Origin of the sequence: Streptomyces sp., assembly GCF_019510245.1 — a bacterium.
Lineage (GTDB): Bacteria > Actinomycetota > Actinomycetes > Streptomycetales > Streptomycetaceae > Streptomyces.
This window is the reverse complement of the sequence record NZ_JAEKKT010000258.1, coordinates 1-17,877: the sequence shown is the minus strand read 5'-3', so window position 1 is coordinate 17,877 and position 17,877 is coordinate 1. Positions and strand designations below refer to the sequence as shown.

Sequence of the window (17,877 nt, the reverse complement as noted above, 5' to 3'; positions counted from 1 at the left end):
ACCTCGACCAGGCGCTTGGAGTTGGAGGAGTTGCGGGAGCCGACGACGATCACCAGCTCGGCCTCGGCGCCCATCTGCTTCACCGCGAGCTGGCGGTTCTGCGTGGCGTAGCAGATGTCGTCGCTCGGCGGAGAGATGAGCTGCGGGAACTTCTCCTTCAGGGCGTCGACCGTCTCCATCGTCTCGTCGACGGAGAGGGTGGTCTGGGAGAGCCAGACGACCTTGGACTCGTCGCGGACCTCGACCTTGGCGACGTCCGCCGGGCCGTCGACCAGCTGGATGTGGTCGGGGGCCTCGCCGGAGGTGCCGATGACCTCCTCGTGGCCCTCGTGGCCGATCAGGAGGATGTCGTAGTCCTCGTTGGCGAAGCGGACGGCTTCCTTGTGGACCTTGGTGACCAGCGGGCAGGTCGCGTCGATGGTGGCGAGGCGGCCGCGCTCGGCCTCCTCGTGGACGACGGGGGCGACGCCGTGCGCGGAGAACATCACGATGTTCCCCGGCGGGACCTCCTCGGTCCGCTCGACGAAGATCGCGCCCTTCTTCTCCAGGGTCTGCACGACGTACTTGTTGTGGACGATCTCGTGGCGGACGTAGATCGGGGCCCCGTACTGCTCCAGGGCCTTCTCGACGGCGATCACGGCGCGGTCCACACCCGCGCAGTAGCCACGGGGGGCGGCGAGCAGGACACGGCGGCCAGGCGAAGCAGTCATGGCACCCATCGTAAGGCCGCGTCGGGTTCGCCCCCGCCGCCCTTACCCGTCCCATCCTCCAGGGGGTGGGCCCCCTTCGACCGCCCGTTTCGGGGGCTGCCGCCCCCGGACCCCCGCTTCGGCCTGAACGGCCTCGTCCTCAAACGCCGGACGGGCTGACATGTGGTGCGGACCGGCTCTCGTCCTCGAACGCCGGACGGGCCGGGATGTGGTGCCGGCCGGCTCTCGTCCTCGGACACCGGACGGGCCGGGATGTGGTGCCGACCAGCTCTCGTCCTCGGACACCGGACGGGCTGATAAGTGGTGACCGGTCTCGTCCGGAGGTGTCAGTGTGCGCCGTTACGCTCGGCGCATGGCTTTGAACACGTCCGCTGAAGCTCCCGTGCCCGTCGGTGAGATCTCCCGGCTGATCGGGGGGTGGATCGACCGGCTCGGGGCCGTCTGGGTCGAGGGGCAGATCACGCAGTTGTCGCGGCGGCCGGGGGCCGGGGTCGTGTTTCTGACGTTGCGGGATCCGTCGTACGACATCTCGATCGGCGTGACCTGTTTTCGGCAGGTGTTCGACGCCGTGGCGGACGTGGTCGGCGAGGGGGCCCGGGTCGTCGTGCACGCGAAGCCGGAGTGGTACGCGCCGCGGGGGCAGCTGTCGTTGCGGGCGGCCGAGATAAGGCCGGTCGGCGTCGGGGAGTTGCTGGCGCGGCTGGAGATGCTGAAGAAGGGGCTGGCGGCGGAGGGGCTGTTCGCGGCGGACCGGAAGAAGCCGTTGCCGTTTCTGCCGCAGTTGATCGGGCTGGTGTGCGGGCGGGCCTCGGCCGCCGAGCGGGACGTGCTGGAGAACGCCCGGCACCGGTGGCCCGCGGTGCGGTTCGAGGTGCGGAACGTGCCGGTGCAGGGCGTGCACGCCGTGCCGCAGGTCGTGCAGGCCGTGAAGGAGCTCGACGCGCTGGAGGAGGTGGATGTGATCATCGTCGCGCGCGGCGGCGGCAGCGTGGAGGACCTGCTGCCGTTCTCCGACGAGCAGCTGGTACGGGCGGTCGCCGGGTGCCGTACGCCGGTGGTCTCCGCCATCGGGCACGAGCCCGACAATCCGCTGCTCGACTACGTCGCGGACCTGCGTGCGTCCACCCCTACCGACGCCGCCAAGAAGGTCGTCCCGGACGTGGGGGAAGAGGCGGAGCGGGTGCGGATGCTGCGGGACCGGGGGCGGCGGTGCGTCGACGCGCTGGTGGCCCGGGAGGAGCGGGGGCTGGCGCATGCGCTCGCGCGGCCGGCCATGGAGGATCCGCACCGGATGGTCGACGAACGGGCCGATCACGTCGCCTCACTGGTGGACCGTTCGCGGCGCTGTCTCGGGCATCTGCTCGACCGTGCCGACTCCGAGCTGACGCACACGCACGCGCGCGTGGTGGCCCTCTCCCCGGCCGCCACGCTGAAGCGCGGTTACGCCGTGCTCCAGCAGGGCGACGGCCATGTGGTGCGGGCCCCGGGGGACGTCGAGCCGGGTGAGGCGTTGCGGGCGCGGGTCGCGGAGGGTGAGTTCTCGGTGCGGGTGGACGGCTAGGCCATGTCGTACGGGCATGTCGTTCGTACGGGCGGATGAGAGAGGTATGTGCATGAGCAGCAAGGCGGAGGAGACGCTCTCCTACGAGCAGGCGCGGGACGAGCTGATCGACACCGTGCGGCGGCTGGAGGCCGGCGGGACGAGCCTGGAGGAGTCCCTGGCGCTCTGGGAGCGGGGCGAGGAGCTGGCCAAGGTGTGCCGGCGGTGGCTGGAGGGGGCACGGGCCCGGCTGGACGCGGCGCTGGCCGAGGAGGAAGGGGGAGAGGGAGAAGGGGCCGAGGAGGAGGACTGAGCGGTGCGGCGGGTGTGAGGCGGATCACCGCGGCCCGGTTTTGATTGAACCTTGAACCTTCAGCGGCGTATGGTCGTGCCCGTCAAGCTATCCGGACCACGGTCCGGATTCCCCGCGATGCGTTCCCAGGAAGTTCAACCATGTCTCTCGTTCTCGACCCCGCCGCTCAGGACCTGCTGTTCCGTGAGGCCCGCACCGCCAACACCTTCACCGACGAGCCGGTGACCGACGAGCAGGTCCAGGCGATCTACGACCTGGTCAAGTACGGCCCGACCTCCATGAACCAGTCTCCGCTGCGCGTCACGCTGGTCCGCTCCCCCGAGGCCCGCGAGCGCCTGGTGAAGCACCTGGCCGAGGGCAACCAGCAGAAGACCGCGGCCGCCCCGCTGGTCGCGATCCTCTCGGCGGACAACGAGTTCCACGAGGAGCTTCCGGAGCTCTTCCCGCACTTCGAGGGCGCCAAGGCCATGTTCGACGGCGCCGGCCGCGAGGCCCGCGAGAAGAACGCCGACCTGAACGCCGCCCTCCAGGCCGCCTACTTCATCATCGGCGTGCGCGCCGCCGGCCTCGCCGCCGGTCCGATGACGGGCGTCGACTTCGCGGGCGTCCAGAAGGAGTTCCTGGACGACGACCACACCCCGTTCGTGGTCGTCAACATCGGCAAGCCGGGCCCGGACGCCTGGTTCCCGCGCGGCCCGCGCCTGGCGTACGACGACGTCGTCACGACCGTCTGAGCCATTCCGCAGACCCGAAAGAGGCCCCCGGCAACGGCGCCGGGGGCCTCTTTCGCATGCGTGTCACGCCGCCCGGGTCAGGACATCGTCAGCGCCGCCGCCATCTTCGTCAGCTCGGCGAAGGAGGCCGTGCCGGCCACCACCGTGGTGGAGCCGGTGGTGCCGTCCAGCACCAGCGCGTCGTAGCGGCCGCCGGTGTAGTGCGTCCAGGTGCGGTCGCCGATCTTCTCGGTCGTCTTCGTGGCCGACGCGCCCTGACTGGCGTCGTCGATGAAGTCCGCGCGCTTCTGAGTCGACTGCTCGATCTGGACGTACTGACCGTCGGGGGTCTGGTAGCCGAGATGCCAGCGGTCCCCGGCCTCGCCCTGGAAGCGGACCGAGGTCGCCTTCCAGGTGCTGGGCAGGCCCTCCGGCGCGGCCACCGGGTAGCTCGCCGCGCGCCGTGCCGTCAGCAGCTCGACCCGGTAGTCGACCCGCTGGATGTCGGGAGCGTGATCGTCGTGCGGGACGAGCAGGTAGATGAAGCCCGCCGCGAGGCCGATCAGGGCCAGGGAGAGAATCATGTCCCGGACCGTCTTCTGCTTGCCGTTCGTGCCTGCCACGTCCCCTATCGTCGCAGGTGCCCGCTGCGCTCATCCGTGGGGTCCCCTGCTCATTTTGTCGGCCTGGCGATAGAGTCGACGGGAAACCCTCATCCGGCCGTCGTCGTATCAGAAAGGTGCGCTCCGATGACCGAGAATCATCATCATCTGCCGTCCGAACTCGATGTCCCCTCCGAGGCCCCCGACCGTAACCTCGCCCTGGAGCTCGTCCGGGTGACCGAGGCCGCCGCGATGGCCGCGGGGCGCTGGGTCGGCCGCGGCGACAAGAACGGCGCCGACGGCGCCGCGGTGCGCGCGATGCGGACCCTCGTCTCCACCGTGTCGATGAACGGCGTGGTCGTCATCGGCGAGGGCGAGAAGGACGAGGCCCCGATGCTCTTCAACGGGGAGCGCATCGGCGACGGCACCGGACCCGAGGTCGACATCGCCGTCGACCCGATCGACGGGACGACGCTGACCGCGAAAGGCATGCCCAACGCGATCGCCGTGCTCGCCGCGGCCGAGCGCGGGGCCATGTTCGACCCGTCCGCCGTGTTCTACATGGACAAGCTGGTCACGGGCCCGGAGGCGGCGGACTTCGTCGACATCGACGCGCCCGTCGCCGTCAACATCCGGCGGGTCGCCAAGGCGAAGCGGGCCACGCCGGAGGACGTGACCGTCGTCATCCTCGACCGGCCGCGGCACGAAGGGATCATCAAGGAGATCCGGGAGGCCGGCGCGCGCATCAAGCTGATCTCCGACGGTGACGTCGCCGGGTCGATCTACGCGCTGCGCGAGGGCACGGGCGTCGACATGCTCCTCGGGATCGGCGGCACGCCCGAGGGCATCATCTCGGCGTGCGCGGTGAAGTGCCTGGGCGGCACCATCCAGGGCAAGCTGTGGCCCAAGGACGACGAGGAGCGGCAGCGGGCGATCGACGCCGGGCACGACCTGGACCGGGTGCTGACCACCGAGGACCTGGTGACCGGGGAGAACGTGTTCTTCGTCGCGACCGGGATCACCGACGGTGAGCTGCTGCGGGGTGTGCGGTACCGGTCCGAGACCGCGCTGACCGAGTCCATCGTGATGCGGTCGAAGTCGGGGACGGTGCGGCGGATCGACTCCGAGCACCGGCTGCGCAAGCTGCGGGCGTACAGCACGGTTGATTTCGACCGGCCGAAGTAACGCCGTCGGAGAAGGGGGGCCCTCCCCCCTCAGCAAGTCGAAAGGCGCCCTCGGTGCGGTGAGGGCGCCTTTTCGTCAGCCTGCCTGGGCTATGCGGTTCGCCGCGGCCGCTCGCGCCGCCTTCTTCAGTTCCATGTCGCGGCGCCTGCGGCGGGCCAGGACCACGCGGCGTTCCGCTGCGGTGAGGCCGCCCCAGACGCCGTAGGGCTCGGGCTGGAGCAGCGCGTGCTCGCGGCACTCGACCATCACCGGGCAGCGGGCGCAGACCCGCTTGGCCGCTTGCTCCCGGGACAGCCGGGCAGCGGTGGGTTCCTTTGAGGGTGCGAAGAACAGGCCTGCCTCGTCGCGCCGGCACACCGCCTCGGTGTGCCAGGGAGCGTCTTGGTCCCTGTCCCGCACTGGCACCCGCTGGGCCGGAACGGCAGCTACCTGCAGGGACGAATGCGGCGGTTGCAGCACGGGTCTACTCCTGACGACGGCTTCGCGAGCGAGAGACGATGCAGCAAGGCCTACCCGCTGTGCGTGAGCCTATGCACAGCGTTCCCAACAGCCGTACCGCGGCGGCTTGTTCACGACCCCTGAGGCCGGTGGGCAGGAAGTGATTCGCGACCGTCAACGGTCCAGGTGTTTGCGCAGCTTCCTGTCGACCTTGTCCTGAACCCGGTCCAGGATGTCCGCGATGAGCTTTCCGCGCTTCGGCCGCGCCTCCACGTTGCCGAGGACGGCCCAGCCGTCGACGTAGACGACCGGCGCGTCGGAGTCGACCGAATCCAGCGTGTCCGCCTCGAAATTGCCGAGCACGCCGCCGCCGGTGCCGCGCAGCGACACGTTCTCCGGGACACGGATCTGGATGTCACCGAAGACCGAGATCGCCTTGATGACGACCTGCTGGTACTCGAAGATCGCCTCGGTGAGGTCCAGCTCGATGGAGCCGAAGACCGCGTAGGCGTGCAGCCGGCGGCCGGCCCGCCAGCGGCCTCGGCGGCGGGCGCTGCTGAAGACGGCGACGACGTTGCCGTCCGCCTCGACGGGGATCGCGCCGGGCGTCGGCCGGGGCGGCACCGGCGTGTAGGCCGGGGCGGCCGGGCGGGCGTGGGCGGCGGGCAGGTCCCGTATGAAGACCTCCAGCTCGCCCACCGTCTTGGCGTTCAGCACCCCCTCCACGCGTTCGGCGTGCTCGTCGGCGGTCAGGCGCCCCTCGGCGAGGGCCTCCCGCAGGATGTCGGCGATGCGGTCGCGGTCGGCGTCCGAGGCGCGCAGCTCGGCCACCGGCGCTCCGGCCCGCTCCTGAGGGGTCTGCTTCTGAAGGTCCACGGCAGCAGCGTACCGAAACGCGATAGATCGCGACTACCCTTCGTCGCGACCTGTGGAAAACCCGTACGGTTCCCGAACTGAGCCTTACCTCACAGGTTCCCCGCCAGCGGCAGGTTCTACGCTGGACAGCGCCCGCCAGCGTCGGCGGGCAGCCGTCCGTCAGAGTGAGGAATGGGCTGAGATGCCTGAGTTCGCGTATACCGATCTGCTCCCCCAGGGCGAGGACACCACCCCGTACCGGCTGGTGACCTCGGAGGGCGTGTCCACCGTCGAGGGACCGGACGGGCGGACGTTCCTCAAGGTGGAGCCGGAGGCGCTGCGCAAGCTCGCCGAGGAGGCGATCCACGACATCCAGCACTACCTGCGCCCGGCCCACCTCGCCCAGCTCCGCCGGATCGTCGACGACCCGGAGGCGTCCGGCAACGACAAGTTCGTCGCCCTCGACCTGCTGAAGAACGCGAACATCGCGGCGGCCGGCGTGCTGCCGATGTGCCAGGACACCGGCACGGCGATCGTCATGGGCAAGCGCGGCCAGAACGTGCTGACCGAGGGCGGCGACGAGGCGGCGCTGAGCCGCGGCATCTACGACGCGTACCTGAACCTCAACCTGCGTTACTCGCAGATGGCTCCGCTCACCATGTGGGAGGAGAAGAACACCGGGTCGAACCTGCCGGCCCAGATCGAGCTCTACGCCACCGACGGCGGCGCCTACAAGTTCCTCTTCATGGCGAAGGGCGGCGGCTCGGCCAACAAGTCGTTCCTCTACCAGGAGACGAAGGCCGTCCTCAACGAGGCCTCCATGATGAAGTTCCTGGAGGAGAAGATCCGTTCGCTCGGCACCGCCGCGTGCCCGCCCTACCACCTGGCGATCGTGGTGGGCGGTACGAGCGCCGAGTACGCGCTGAAGACCGCCAAGTACGCCTCCGCGCACTACCTGGACGAGATCCCGGCCGAGGGCTCCGAGCTCGGGCACGGTTTCCGGGACAAGGACCTCGAGCAGAAGGTCTTCGAGCTGACGCAGAAGATCGGCATCGGCGCGCAGTTCGGCGGCAAGTACTTCTACCGACGAGCACCTGGACGAGTCCTCGGACGTGGTGCGGATCGACCTCAACCTGCCGATGGACACGATCCTCGCCGAGCTGACCAAGTACCCGGTCAAGACGCGGCTCTCGCTCACCGGGCCGCTGGTGGTGGCGCGCGACATCGCGCACGCCAAGATCAAGGAGCGGCTCGACGCGGGCGAGGAGATGCCGCAGTACCTGAAGGACCACCCGGTGTACTACGCCGGTCCGGCCAAGACCCCCGAGGGCTACGCGTCCGGCTCCTTCGGCCCGACGACGGCCGGGCGGATGGACTCCTACGTCGAGCAGTTCCAGGCCGCCGGGGGCTCGAAGGTGATGCTGGCCAAGGGCAACCGGAGCAAGCAGGTCACCAACGCGTGCGAGGCGCACGGCGGCTTCTACCTCGGTTCCATCGGCGGGCCGGCTGCCCGCCTCGCCCAGGACTGCATCAAGAAGGTCGAGGTCGTCGAGTACGAGGAGCTCGGCATGGAGGCGGTCTGGAAGATCGAGGTCGAGGACTTCCCGGCGTTCGTCGTCGTGGACGACAAGGGCAACGACTTCTTCCAGGACCCCGCCCCGGCTCCGACGTTCACCTCGATCCCGGTGCGGGGGCCCGGGCTGGCGTAGTGCGTGCGGAGCGGCGGGGACGGATGTCGCCCCCGCCGCCCCTGCCCGTCCCGTCCTCCAGGGGGTGGGCCCCCTTCGACCGCCCGTTTCGGGGGCTGCCGCCCCCGGACCCCCGCTTCGGCCTGAACGGCCTCGTCCTCAAACGCCGGACGGGCTGGGATGTGGTGCCGGGTGTCAGTCGGGTACGCAGCCGAACCAGTTCACCGTGTCGCGGTCTTTCGTGTAGCCCATGCATCTGACGGTTTCGTCGTGCAGCTTCTCGGTGTGGTCGACCGGGCCGTTCGCGTAGTCCGTCGTGTGGTGGGGCAGGGCCAGGGTGTCGATCGCGACGCGGTACCAGGGGCGCTCGCTGGAGGGGAGGGTGCAGCCGTGGCTGGTCATGTTGCGGCTGGGGTCGCCGCTCCAGACGGGGCGTTCGGCGCGGTCGCAGTGGGCCCGGTGGGCTCCGCCGGCGGCACCGGCGGTGCCGGCTGCCGCGCCCAGCAGGGTCGCCGCGCCTATGGACACCGCCGCGAGGGCGCCGAGCAGACCCTTGGGAGTGAGGTTCATCGTGTTGGTCCTCCTGCCAGCCGTGGTGACATCTTGGGGTGATAGTCACATTTGTCCGTGATGTTCCGCCTGGCGGGCAGCGGGGTAGTCCCCCGACCCGGTGACGTGGGTGGTGCCAATGCAGCAGGCGGCCGGAACAACCGCCGTGCCCCGTTCGCTGACAAGGGCATGAGCGACTACCGCATCGAACACGACTCCATGGGTGAGGTCCGGGTCCCCGCCCACGCCAAATGGCGGGCCCAGACGCAACGGGCCGTCGAGAACTTCCCCGTCTCCGGACAGCGGATCGAGCGCGCACACATCGAGGCGCTGGCCCGGATCAAGGGCGCGGCGGCCAAGGTGAACGCCGAGCTGGGGGTGGTCGACGAGGACATCGCGCGGGCGATCCGGGAGGCGGCCGAGGAGGTCGCCGAGGGGAAGTGGGACGAACACTTTCCCGTCGACGTGTTCCAGACGGGGTCCGGCACCTCGTCGAACATGAACACCAACGAGGTCCTCGCGACGCTGGCGACCGAGCGGCTCGGCCGGGACGTCCATCCCAACGACCACGTGAACGCCTCGCAGTCCTCCAACGACGTGTTCCCCTCGTCCATCCACGTCGCCGCCACCGCCGCCGTCACCCGGGACCTCATTCCGGCCCTCGACCACCTCGCCGACTCGCTCGCCAGGAAGTCCGAGGAGTTCGCCGACGTGGTGAAGTCCGGGCGGACGCACCTGATGGACGCGACGCCGGTGACCCTGGGACAGGAGTTCGGGGGGTACGCGGCGCAGGTGCGGTACGGCGTCGAGCGGCTGCGGGCCTCGCTGCCCCGGCTCGCGGAGCTGCCGCTCGGCGGGACGGCGGTGGGCACCGGGATCAACACACCGCCGGGGTTCTCCGCCGCGGTGATCGAGGAGGTCGCGCGGGTCACCGGACTTCCGTTCACCGAGGCCCGGAACCACTTCGAGGCGCAGGGCGCCCGGGACGGGATCGTGGAGACCATCGGGCAGTTGCGTACCGTCGCGGTCGGGCTGACGAAGATCGCCAACGACCTGCGGTGGATGTCCTCGGGGCCGCGGACCGGACTCGCCGAGATCTCGCTGCCCGATCTCCAGCCGGGGTCCTCGATCATGCCTGGGAAGGTCAACCCGGTCATCCCCGAGGCCGTGTTGATGGTGGCCGCGCAGGTCGTCGGGAACGACCAGACCATCGCCGTGGCCGGCGCGGCCGGGAACTTCGAGCTCAACGTGATGCTGCCGGTCATCGGCAAGAACGTGCTGGAGTCCGTCCGGCTGCTCGCCAACGTCGCGCGGCTGCTCGCCGACCGGACCGTGGACGGGATCACCGCGCACCGCGAGCGGGCCCGGGAGTACGCCGAGTCGTCGCCGTCGGTGGTCACTCCCCTCAACAAGTACATCGGGTACGAGGAGGCGGCCAAGGTCGCCAAGAAGTCGCTGGCGGAGCGGAAGACGATCCGCCAGGTGGTCCTCGAGGGCGGGTACGTCGAGCGGGGCGACCTGACCGTCGAGCAGCTGGACGAGGCGCTGGATGTCCTGCGGATGACGCGGCCGTAACCACGTGCGAACGTTTCGCGCCGCCCGGCCGGAACCGTGATGTCCGCCGCAGCGTCGTATGCCTACGGCACCTAATATCTGTGCATGGCAGACGGTGGAGCGGTGAGACGCGTGATGCGCGGGGAAACGGGCGGTGCGACCGGCGACGGGACCGGTTTCTGGACTCCCGGGAGCCAGATCCTGTGGCGGTACCGGGAGAACGCCGGGCACGGCTTCCACATCGCGCGCCCCGTCACCGTCGTCCGGGACGACGAGGAGCTGCTCGCCGTCTGGCTGGCCCCCGGCACCGAGTGCGTGAGGCCCGTGCTCGCCGACGGCTCGTCGCTCGGTGAGGAACCGCTGGAGTCCCGCTACACCAAACCCCGGTCCGTCACCCACGGCCACTGGCGCGGCACCGGCGTGCTGAAGCTGGCCCGGCCCGGTCAGGCCTGGTCGGTGTGGCTGTTCTGGGAGCCGGGCTGGCAGTTCAAGAACTGGTACGTCAACCTGGAGCAGCCGCTGGTCCGCTGGGGCGGCGGAGTGGACTCGGAGGACCATTTTCTGGACATCTCCGTGCACCCGGACCGCAGTTGGCAGTGGCTCGACGAGGACGAGTTCGCGCAGGCCCAGCGGGACGGGCTGATGGACGCCCAGACGGCCGCGGCGGTGCGGACGGCGGCCCTGGCCGCGGTGGCCGACGTCGAGGCCTGGGAGGCGCCTTTCTCGTCCGGCTGGCAGCACTGGCGCCCGGACCCGTCCTGGGCGCTACCGTCACTCCCGGAGGACTGGGACCGTACGCCCGCGCACGTGTCCTCATGAGACCCTTGATGCGCCCCCGGTCCACAACCGTAGGATCGTCCTCCGCAAGGAAGCGTGCGCACAACTCCCGGATCATGCGCCGGGCTTGACCGAACGTCACCGAGGGGCGGCAGGACGTGAGCGAGGGGTACGAGGGCAACACCGGCGAGCGGTGCGCGGGCCGCAGATCGTTCGCCGGTGGCACAGGAACAGCCTCCAGCCACGCCGAAATTCCGTTCCTGGGACACGTAATCCGGGTATCGGCACTTCGGCGGGACCACCTGCGCGCCCGGCGCGCAGCCCCGGACGGACGGATTCGACACGCGTGACGGAGCACCCCACCTCCTACGAGCGCCCCCAGCCGGGCGTCGACCCCGCGGAGGCCCGCGGGGCGCTCCTGCATACCCCGCAACCGCAGCGGCAGACGCAGGGACAACCCCAGCCCTGCCCGCGCGGCGGCACCGCCTTACCGGCACAGGCCCGCGCGGGCGAGACGCCCTCCGGCCCCGGTACCAGCACGTCCGAGGAGCATTCCGTCAACGGCCCCGAGCACGCCCAGCCCACCAGCGCTGAGCCCGATCCGCACCGGCCGCGCCCCGCCCCGGAGGGCATCCCGCCACAGCCCGGCGCCGAGCCGGAGCGGGTGGCGAGCGCGCAGGAGCGGCGTACCGGACGCGGGCTGCCGCCGGGCCGGCCGATGCCGATGCGGCGGGACGGCGACCGGCTGCGCTTCGTGGGTGCCGCGACCCGGCGGATCGCGCGGGGCATCGACCTGGACGAGATCGTGATGGGGCTGTGCCGGGCGACCGTGCCGACCTTCTCGGACGCGATCCTGGTCTATCTGCGCGATCCGCTGCCGGTCGGCGACGAGCGGCCCGTCGGCCCGGTGGTGCTGCGGCTGCGCCGCACCGACCGCATCCCGGAGGAACGGGACTCCGACGGCTTTCCGCCGCTGCCCGTCCCGGAGCCCGATCCGGCCGACGTCGGCCTGGCCGCGCTCACCGCGGACCTGTGCGAGGTACGGCCCGGCGGTGCGCTGAACGAGGTGCTGCGGGGCGTCCGGCCGGTCTTCGCCGACTCCCCCGCGGCACGCTCCGCGCTGCCCGAACTCCTCGGCGAGGGCAACGAGTCGCTCGTCCCCGGCGCCCAGCACGCGATCCTCGCCCCGCTGCGCGGCCGGCGCCGGGTGATCGGCGCGGCCCTGTTCCTGCGCCGCCCGGAGCGGCTCGCCTTCGAGGCCGACGACCTGCTGGTCGCCGCCCAGCTGGCGACGCACAGCGCGCTCGGCATCGACAAGGCGGTGCTGTACGGCCGGGAGGCCTACATCGCCGACGAGCTGCAGCGGACCATGTTGCCGGAGAACCTGCCGAGCGCCACGGGCGTGCGGCTGGCGTCCCGTTACCTGCCGGCCGCCGAGACGGCCCGGGTGGGCGGCGACTGGTACGACGCGATCCCGCTGCCCGGGAGCCGGGTGGCGCTGGTCGTCGGTGACGTCATGGGCCACTCGATGACGTCGGCGGCCATCATGGGGCAGCTGCGGACGACCGCGCAGACCCTCGCCGGGCTCGACCTGCCGCCGCAGGAGGTCCTGCACCACCTCGACGAGCAGGCCCAGCGGCTCGGCTCCGACCGGATGGCGACCTGCCTGTACGCGGTCTACGACCCGGTGTCGCACCGCATCACCATCGCCAACGCCGGTCATCCGCCGCCGGTGCTGCTGCACCTGGGCGGCCGTGCGGAGGTGCTGCGGGTGCCGGCCGGGGCGCCGATCGGCGTCGGCGGGGTCGACTTCGAGGCGGTGGAGCTGGACGCCCCGGCCGGGGCGACGCTGCTCCTGTACACCGACGGGCTGGTGGAGTCCCGGCTGCGGGACGTGTGGACCGGCATAGAGCAACTGCGCGAGAAGCTCGCCGCGACCGCGCAGCTGACCGGCCCGGATCATCCGCCGCCGCTGGAAGCGCTGTGCGACGAGGTGCTCGACATGCTCGGGCCGGGTGACCGCGACGACGACATCGCGCTGCTCGCCGCCCGCTTCGACGGCATCGCGCCGAGCGACGTGGCGTACTGGTTCCTGGAGCCGGAGGACGCGGCGCCGGGGCGGGCCCGGCGGCTGGCGAGGCGGGCCCTGGCCCGGTGGGGGCTCGAGGAACTCACCGACTCCGTCGAGCTGCTGGTCAGCGAGGTCGTGACGAACGCGGTGCGGTACGCGTCGCGGCCGGTGACGCTGCGGCTGCTGCGGACGGATGTGCTGCGGTGCGAGGTCGGGGACGACGTGCCGCAGCTGCCGCGGTTGCGGCAGGCCCGGGCGACGGACGAGGGGGGCCGGGGGCTGTACCTGGTGAACCGCCTGGCGCGCCGGTGGGGGGCGACCCGGCTCAGCACCGGGAAGGTCGTCTGGTTCGAGCTGAACAGGTAGCGCCGTGAGGGGTGCTTGAGGTCGTCGGGAAGCTGCGGGCCGGTGGGGGCTTGTCGCGCAGTTACCCGCGCCCCTTACGGGGCGCTGGGGGTACCCCGGCCGAAGGCTGGGGGAGGAACTGCGGCAACCACGACGCTGCCGCACCCGGCGAAGCACCGGGCGCGGCGGCGGCTCTGCTACTGGCCGTCGGCCGGGTCCAGCGGGTTGTCGGTGATGCCGCCCGTCGGGGTCTGGGACGGGGTCTGGGACGGGGTCTGGGACGGGGTCTGCGACGGGGTCGCGGACTTCGTCGGGGTCTGCGACGGGGTCTGGGACGGGGTCGCGGACTTCGTCGGCGTGGAACTCGGCGTCTGCGACGGGGTCTGCGACGGGGTCGCGGACTGGCTCGGGGTCTCCGTCGGCTTGACGGCCGCGCCCAGTTCGGTGTTCAGGTCGAACTTGGCCTTCTTCGTGACGCCGAAGGTGTACGCCGCCCAGATCTGCGCCGGGTAGCCGCCACCGTTGATGCGGCCGGTGCCGGAGATCAGGCCGGTGGCGCCGGTGAGGGTGACCTGGTTGTGGGTCTTGGCGTCCTCGCCGAACAGGCCGACCGAGGTCACCAGGTCGGGCGTGTACCCCGTGAACCAGGCCGACTTGTTGTTGTCGGAGGTACCCGTCTTGCCGGCCACCTGCTGGCCCTTGCGCAGCGGGTTCTGGGCCACCGACACCTTGGCCGTACCGTCGTCGACCACGCCGGTCAGCACCGACGTCACCTGGTCGGCCGCCTCCCGGCTGATCACCTGTTCGCCGATCGGGTCCGGCAGGTCGACCTTGCGGCCGGTCTTCTCCGCCGACGCGAGGATCGTCGGGGTGACCTTCTGGCCGTGGTTGTCGAGGGTCGCGTAGACCGAGGCCATCTCCAGCGGGCTCGCGCCCATACTGCCCAGGGTCATCGCGGGCACCGCCTGGAGGCCCTCGGTGTCCAGGCCGAGGTCGTCCGCGGTCTTCAGCACGTTCTTCATGCCGACGTCCACGCCCATCTGCGCGAACACCGAGTTGACGGACTTGTTCATCGCCGTCTGCACGGTGATGTTGCCGTAGTCCGCGTCGTCCTCGTTCGGCGGTGAGAAGGCGATGTCGCTGCCCTTCACCGCACGGCCGCTGGTGCCGTCGTAGATGGTGTTGGCGTTGATGTCCTTGCCGTCCTGGGTCTTGGCGTCCCGGTCCAGCGCGGAGGCGAGGATGATCGGCTTGAAGGTGGACGCCGGCTGGTAGTCGGCGCGGGTGGCGTTGTCGGTGTAGTGCTTGTAGTAGTCGATGCCGCCGTACAGGGCGAGGATCTTGCCGGTCTTGGGGTCGACGGAGACGGCACCGGCCTGGACGTTCTTGTCGACCTTGCGCTTCTTGCCGTCGAGCTTGCTGGTGAGCTGGCTCTTGACGGCCGCCTCCAGCTTGGTCTGCTTCTTCGGGTCGATGTTCAGGGTGATCGTCCAGCCCTGGTCGACGACCTTGGCCTCCGCGTCGGACCGGGAGATGCCCTCCGTCTTCATCAGCTGGTTCTCCAGCTGGGTGTTGGCCAGTTCGACCAGGTAGCCCTTCTGGCCCTCCAGACCGGACGCGGCCTTCGGCTCCTTGGGGATCGGGAACTTCATGGCGTCACGCTCGGACTTGTCCAGCCACTTCTGGCCGACCATGTTGTCCAGGACGTAGTTCCAGCGTGCCTGCACCAGTTTCTTGCCGATGGGACCCGCCACCGCCCAGTCGTACTGGCTGGGTGCCTGCAGCAGGGCGGCCAGGTAGGCGCCCTGCGGGACCGTGAGCTTGTCGGCGTCGACGCGGTAGTAGGCCTGGGCGGCGGCCTGGATGCCGTAGGCGCCGCGGCCGTAGTAGCTGGTGTTGATGTAGCCGGCGAGGATGTCGTCCTTGGAGTACTCGCGGTCCACCTTGAGCGAGATGACCAGTTCCTTGAGCTTGCGGGTGACGGTCTGGTCCTGGTCGAGGTAGTAGTTCTTGACGTACTGCTGGGTGATCGTCGAACCGCCCTGGGTGCCGCGGCCCCTCATCGTGTTGTAGAGGCCGCGGGCCATGCCCCTGAGGTCGATGCCGTTGTCGTTGTAGAAGGTCTTGTTCTCCGCCGCGACGAAGGTGTGCTGGACGGCCTTCGGGACCTTGGAGAGGTCGACTATCTCGCGGTTGACGGTGCCCTTGCGGGCCAGGACCGAGCCGTCGCTGTACTTGTAGACGTTGCTCTGCGTCTGCGCGAGCGCGTTGCCCTCGGGGACGCCCACCATCATGTACAGCGCGATGAAGGAGCCGATGCCCAGCAGGCAGACGGTGAAGAACGCGCCGAGCATCTTCTTCCAGGTGAACAGCCTGCGTATGCGGCCCTTGGCGGGCTTGCCCGGCGCGCCGGCCTTGCCGGGCGGACCGGACTTGCCCGGCTTCCTGGCGGCGGCCCGGCGGCGCTCGGCACGGGTGGCGCCCTCGACGGCCGGGGCGGCGGGCGACTCGACCGCCGTCCTGGTCCCGCCCTCCGCCGTCGCCGGCGTCTCGGGGACGGACTGCTCGGACGTGCGGTTCCGGGGCGCGGCGCGGCGGCCGCCACGCTGTCGCGCTCTTCTCTCGTCCGCTCGTCCCATGAGTCCGTCTGCTCCGCTTCGTCTCGGCTGTCACACGTGTGTACGGGTGTCACACAGGTACGTGGCTCAGGTCAGTCCAGAAAGCTAACACCGCTCTCTATGACAAAGGGCGCACGATCTGCCCTTTTTCGGACGTGACAATCAGCACCCCTGCCCAACGGAACCGACGTGTGGAAGCGACGGAGGGTTGCCCGGTGGCGTTGAGTGATATCAATTCGATGAAATGAAGCCCGCCGTGATTGCACGGCCGCCTGCCGGAGCCCCGCGCGACGCCCGGCCCGCCGCCGCCCCGGAGCTCAGGCCAGCTCCTCCTTGAACCCCTGCCGCCAGGAGGGGTACCGCGGCTCCCAGCCCAGCTCCCGCCTGGCCTTGGCGTTGGAGAAGCCGCGGCCCTGGGTCATGATGACGACCGCCTGTTCGCCGGCCACGAGGCGGGCCAGCCACACCGGCACCCGCAGCGGCCGCTTCGCCCCGGCGCACTCCGCCAGGTAGGGCAGCCACTCGGCGGCCGGCGCCGGTTCGTCGTCGACGATGTTGAACACGCCCCGCGCCCGCCGCTCCACCGCGAGGACGGTCGCGCTCGCCGCGTCGTCGAGGTGGATCCAGCTGCTGTGGCCGGTGGCGCGGCCGACCAGGGGGTACTGGCGTCTGCGGACCAGCTCCACCTGGTCGTCGATGGCGCCGGGGCCGTAGAAGGCGCCGTAGCGCAGGGCCGCGCCGCCGGCCCGCAGGACCGCGTCCTCCAGGTGGCACAGTGCCAGCATCCCCTGGTGTGCGGCGGTTCCCGGCAGCAGGTCCAGCGGGTCCTCCTCCGTCTTCACCCAGCCGCCCTCGCGGATGCCGTTCCAGCTGGCGTGGCTCTGCGCGACGACGTGGGGCACGCCGGTCGCCTCGGCAGCGGCGAGCAGGTGGTCCGTGCCCTCGATACGCAGCCGGTTGGTGAGCGCGAACCAGCGGTCGGGGTGCTTGATGTCGGGCTTGCCTGCGTGCGCCGTGGAGATCGCGGTCAGCTGGTGGACGATCACGTCCGGGCGGGCCGCGGCCACCGCCGCGCCGACCGACAGCGCGTCCAGGCCGTCCATCACGACCCCGTCCGCGCCCAGCCTCTCCAGCAGCCCGAGCCGGGCCGCGCCGGTCGTGGTGGCCGTCACCTGATGCCCCCGCGCCACCAGCTGCGGCACCAGCCGCCGCCCCAGAACCCCGCTGCCGCCTGCCACGAACACCCGCACGACCATCACCTTCCCGATCCGACCCGGTCCGACCCGACGTGGGAGACCCGCTCCCGGCTCAGGGGACGAGACGGCCCCCGCCGCTGTGACATCGCCTGTCGCAGAACCGTGACAATCGGCCCTCACCTGGGGGTCCGCACCGCGGGCCATGATCTGCACACGGCGCGTATACACGCGGCGTATACACCGTGTGTAGAGTCCTCTCCATGTCCATCGGTCACACCCTCCTGGGGCTCCTGGAGTCCGGCCCGCGCCACGGTTACGACCTGAAGCGGGCCTTCGACGAGAAGTTCGGTCACGACCGGCCGCTGCACTACGGCCAGGTCTACTCGACGATGTCCCGGCTGCTGAAGAACGGGCTCGTGGAAGTCGACGGCATCGAGGCCGGCGGCGGACCCGAGCGGAAGCGGTACGCCATCACCGACGCCGGGGTCACCGACGTCGAGCAGTGGCTGGCGACCCCCGAGAAGCCGGCGGAGTACCTCCAGTCGACCCTGTACACCAAGGTCGTGCTCGCGCTGCTCACGCACCGCGACGCCGGCGACATCCTCGACAACCAGCGCGCGGAGCACCTGCGGATGATGCGCATCCTCACCGACCGCAAGCGCAAGGGCGACCTCGCCGACCAGCTGATCTGCGACCACGCCCTGTTCCATCTGGAAGCCGACC

Annotated in this window: 15 protein-coding genes and 1 pseudogene; 9 read left to right on the top strand and 7 right to left on the bottom strand. The window is 70.6% G+C overall.

Going from position 1 to position 17,877, the window contains the following annotated elements; translation table 11 throughout:
* Positions 1 to 719 (bottom strand): 4-hydroxy-3-methylbut-2-enyl diphosphate reductase (locus JF597_RS48230; protein WP_294011980.1); only part of this gene is annotated, 719 nt, incomplete at its 3' end.
* A gap of 343 nt (positions 720 to 1,062) precedes the next feature.
* On the opposite strand from JF597_RS48230, the gene xseA reads away from it, so the two are divergent.
* The 3 genes from xseA (at position 1,063) to JF597_RS48215 (ending at position 3,297) form a co-directional block, all read left to right on the top strand.
* The gene (xseA, locus tag JF597_RS48225) at positions 1,063 to 2,271 is read left to right on the top strand and encodes an exodeoxyribonuclease VII large subunit (RefSeq protein WP_294011978.1); all 1,209 of its coding nucleotides are present in this window, start codon (positions 1,063 to 1,065) and stop codon (positions 2,269 to 2,271) included.
* Between the two features lie 52 nt (positions 2,272 to 2,323).
* A complete protein-coding gene (locus tag JF597_RS48220; protein ID WP_294011977.1) occupies positions 2,324 to 2,563 on the top strand; it encodes an exodeoxyribonuclease VII small subunit in 240 nt (79 codons plus the stop codon).
* Positions 2,564 to 2,703: 140 nt separating this feature from the next.
* On the top strand, positions 2,704 to 3,297 hold the full coding sequence (locus JF597_RS48215; RefSeq protein WP_294011974.1) for a malonic semialdehyde reductase: 594 nt from the start codon (positions 2,704 to 2,706) through the stop codon (positions 3,295 to 3,297).
* A 77-nt stretch (positions 3,298 to 3,374) separates the two neighbouring features.
* On the opposite strand, the gene JF597_RS48210 is transcribed toward JF597_RS48215, so the two are convergent.
* Complete coding sequence (locus tag JF597_RS48210; RefSeq protein WP_294011971.1) at positions 3,375 to 3,899, bottom strand: DUF4245 domain-containing protein; 525 nt, start codon at positions 3,897 to 3,899, stop codon at positions 3,375 to 3,377.
* Positions 3,900 to 4,025: 126 nt separating this feature from the next.
* Here JF597_RS48210 and glpX point away from each other — a divergent pair, with 126 nt between their 5' ends.
* A complete protein-coding gene (gene glpX, locus JF597_RS48205) occupies positions 4,026 to 5,063 on the top strand; it encodes a class II fructose-bisphosphatase (protein WP_294011968.1) in 1,038 nt (345 codons plus the stop codon).
* Between the two features lie 75 nt (positions 5,064 to 5,138).
* Here glpX and JF597_RS48200 read toward each other — a convergent pair whose 3' ends face one another.
* Both JF597_RS48200 and JF597_RS48195 read right to left on the bottom strand, forming a co-directional pair.
* Positions 5,139 to 5,522 (bottom strand): WhiB family transcriptional regulator, encoded by a 384-nt coding sequence (locus JF597_RS48200; protein WP_294011966.1) that lies wholly within the window; start codon positions 5,520 to 5,522, stop codon positions 5,139 to 5,141.
* 153 nt (positions 5,523 to 5,675) lie between these two features.
* Positions 5,676 to 6,377, bottom strand: coding sequence for a DUF1707 domain-containing protein (locus tag JF597_RS48195; protein WP_294011963.1), 702 nt, complete (start codon positions 6,375 to 6,377; stop codon positions 5,676 to 5,678).
* 181 nt (positions 6,378 to 6,558) lie between these two features.
* Between JF597_RS48195 and JF597_RS48190 the strand changes: the two are divergent.
* Positions 6,559 to 8,065 (top strand): annotated as a pseudogene (locus tag JF597_RS48190) (fumarate hydratase).
* Positions 8,066 to 8,239: 174 nt separating this feature from the next.
* Here JF597_RS48190 and JF597_RS48185 read toward each other — a convergent pair.
* Entirely contained in the window at positions 8,240 to 8,614 is a 375-nt protein-coding gene (locus JF597_RS48185; RefSeq protein ID WP_294011960.1) for a hypothetical protein, read from the bottom strand.
* Between the two features lie 168 nt (positions 8,615 to 8,782).
* Here JF597_RS48185 and JF597_RS48180 point away from each other — a divergent pair, with 168 nt between their 5' ends.
* The 3 genes from JF597_RS48180 (at position 8,783) to JF597_RS48170 (ending at position 13,361) form a co-directional block, all read left to right on the top strand.
* Positions 8,783 to 10,168, top strand: a complete 1,386-nt coding sequence (locus JF597_RS48180; protein ID WP_294011958.1) for a class II fumarate hydratase — start codon at positions 8,783 to 8,785, stop codon at positions 10,166 to 10,168.
* An 84-nt stretch (positions 10,169 to 10,252) separates the two neighbouring features.
* Positions 10,253 to 10,966 (top strand): DUF402 domain-containing protein, encoded by a 714-nt coding sequence (locus JF597_RS48175; protein ID WP_294011955.1) that lies wholly within the window; start codon positions 10,253 to 10,255, stop codon positions 10,964 to 10,966.
* Between the two features lie 304 nt (positions 10,967 to 11,270).
* Positions 11,271 to 13,361 carry a SpoIIE family protein phosphatase gene (locus tag JF597_RS48170; RefSeq protein ID WP_294011953.1) on the top strand — a complete coding sequence of 697 codons (2,091 nt, stop codon included), beginning with the start codon at positions 11,271 to 11,273 and terminating at the stop codon, positions 13,359 to 13,361.
* 176 nt (positions 13,362 to 13,537) lie between these two features.
* Here the strand turns inward: JF597_RS48170 and JF597_RS48165 are convergent, their stop codons facing one another.
* Together JF597_RS48165 and JF597_RS48160 are read right to left on the bottom strand one after the other, a co-directional pair.
* Positions 13,538 to 15,979, bottom strand: coding sequence for a transglycosylase domain-containing protein (locus JF597_RS48165; RefSeq protein ID WP_294011950.1), 2,442 nt, complete (start codon positions 15,977 to 15,979; stop codon positions 13,538 to 13,540).
* A 296-nt stretch (positions 15,980 to 16,275) separates the two neighbouring features.
* Positions 16,276 to 17,214 (bottom strand): NAD(P)-dependent oxidoreductase, encoded by a 939-nt coding sequence (locus JF597_RS48160; RefSeq protein ID WP_294011947.1) that lies wholly within the window; start codon positions 17,212 to 17,214, stop codon positions 16,276 to 16,278.
* Positions 17,215 to 17,414: 200 nt separating this feature from the next.
* On the opposite strand from JF597_RS48160, the gene JF597_RS48155 reads away from it, so the two are divergent.
* The coding region (locus JF597_RS48155; protein ID WP_294011944.1) for a PadR family transcriptional regulator at positions 17,415 to 17,877 on the top strand (463 nt) is incomplete at its 3' end.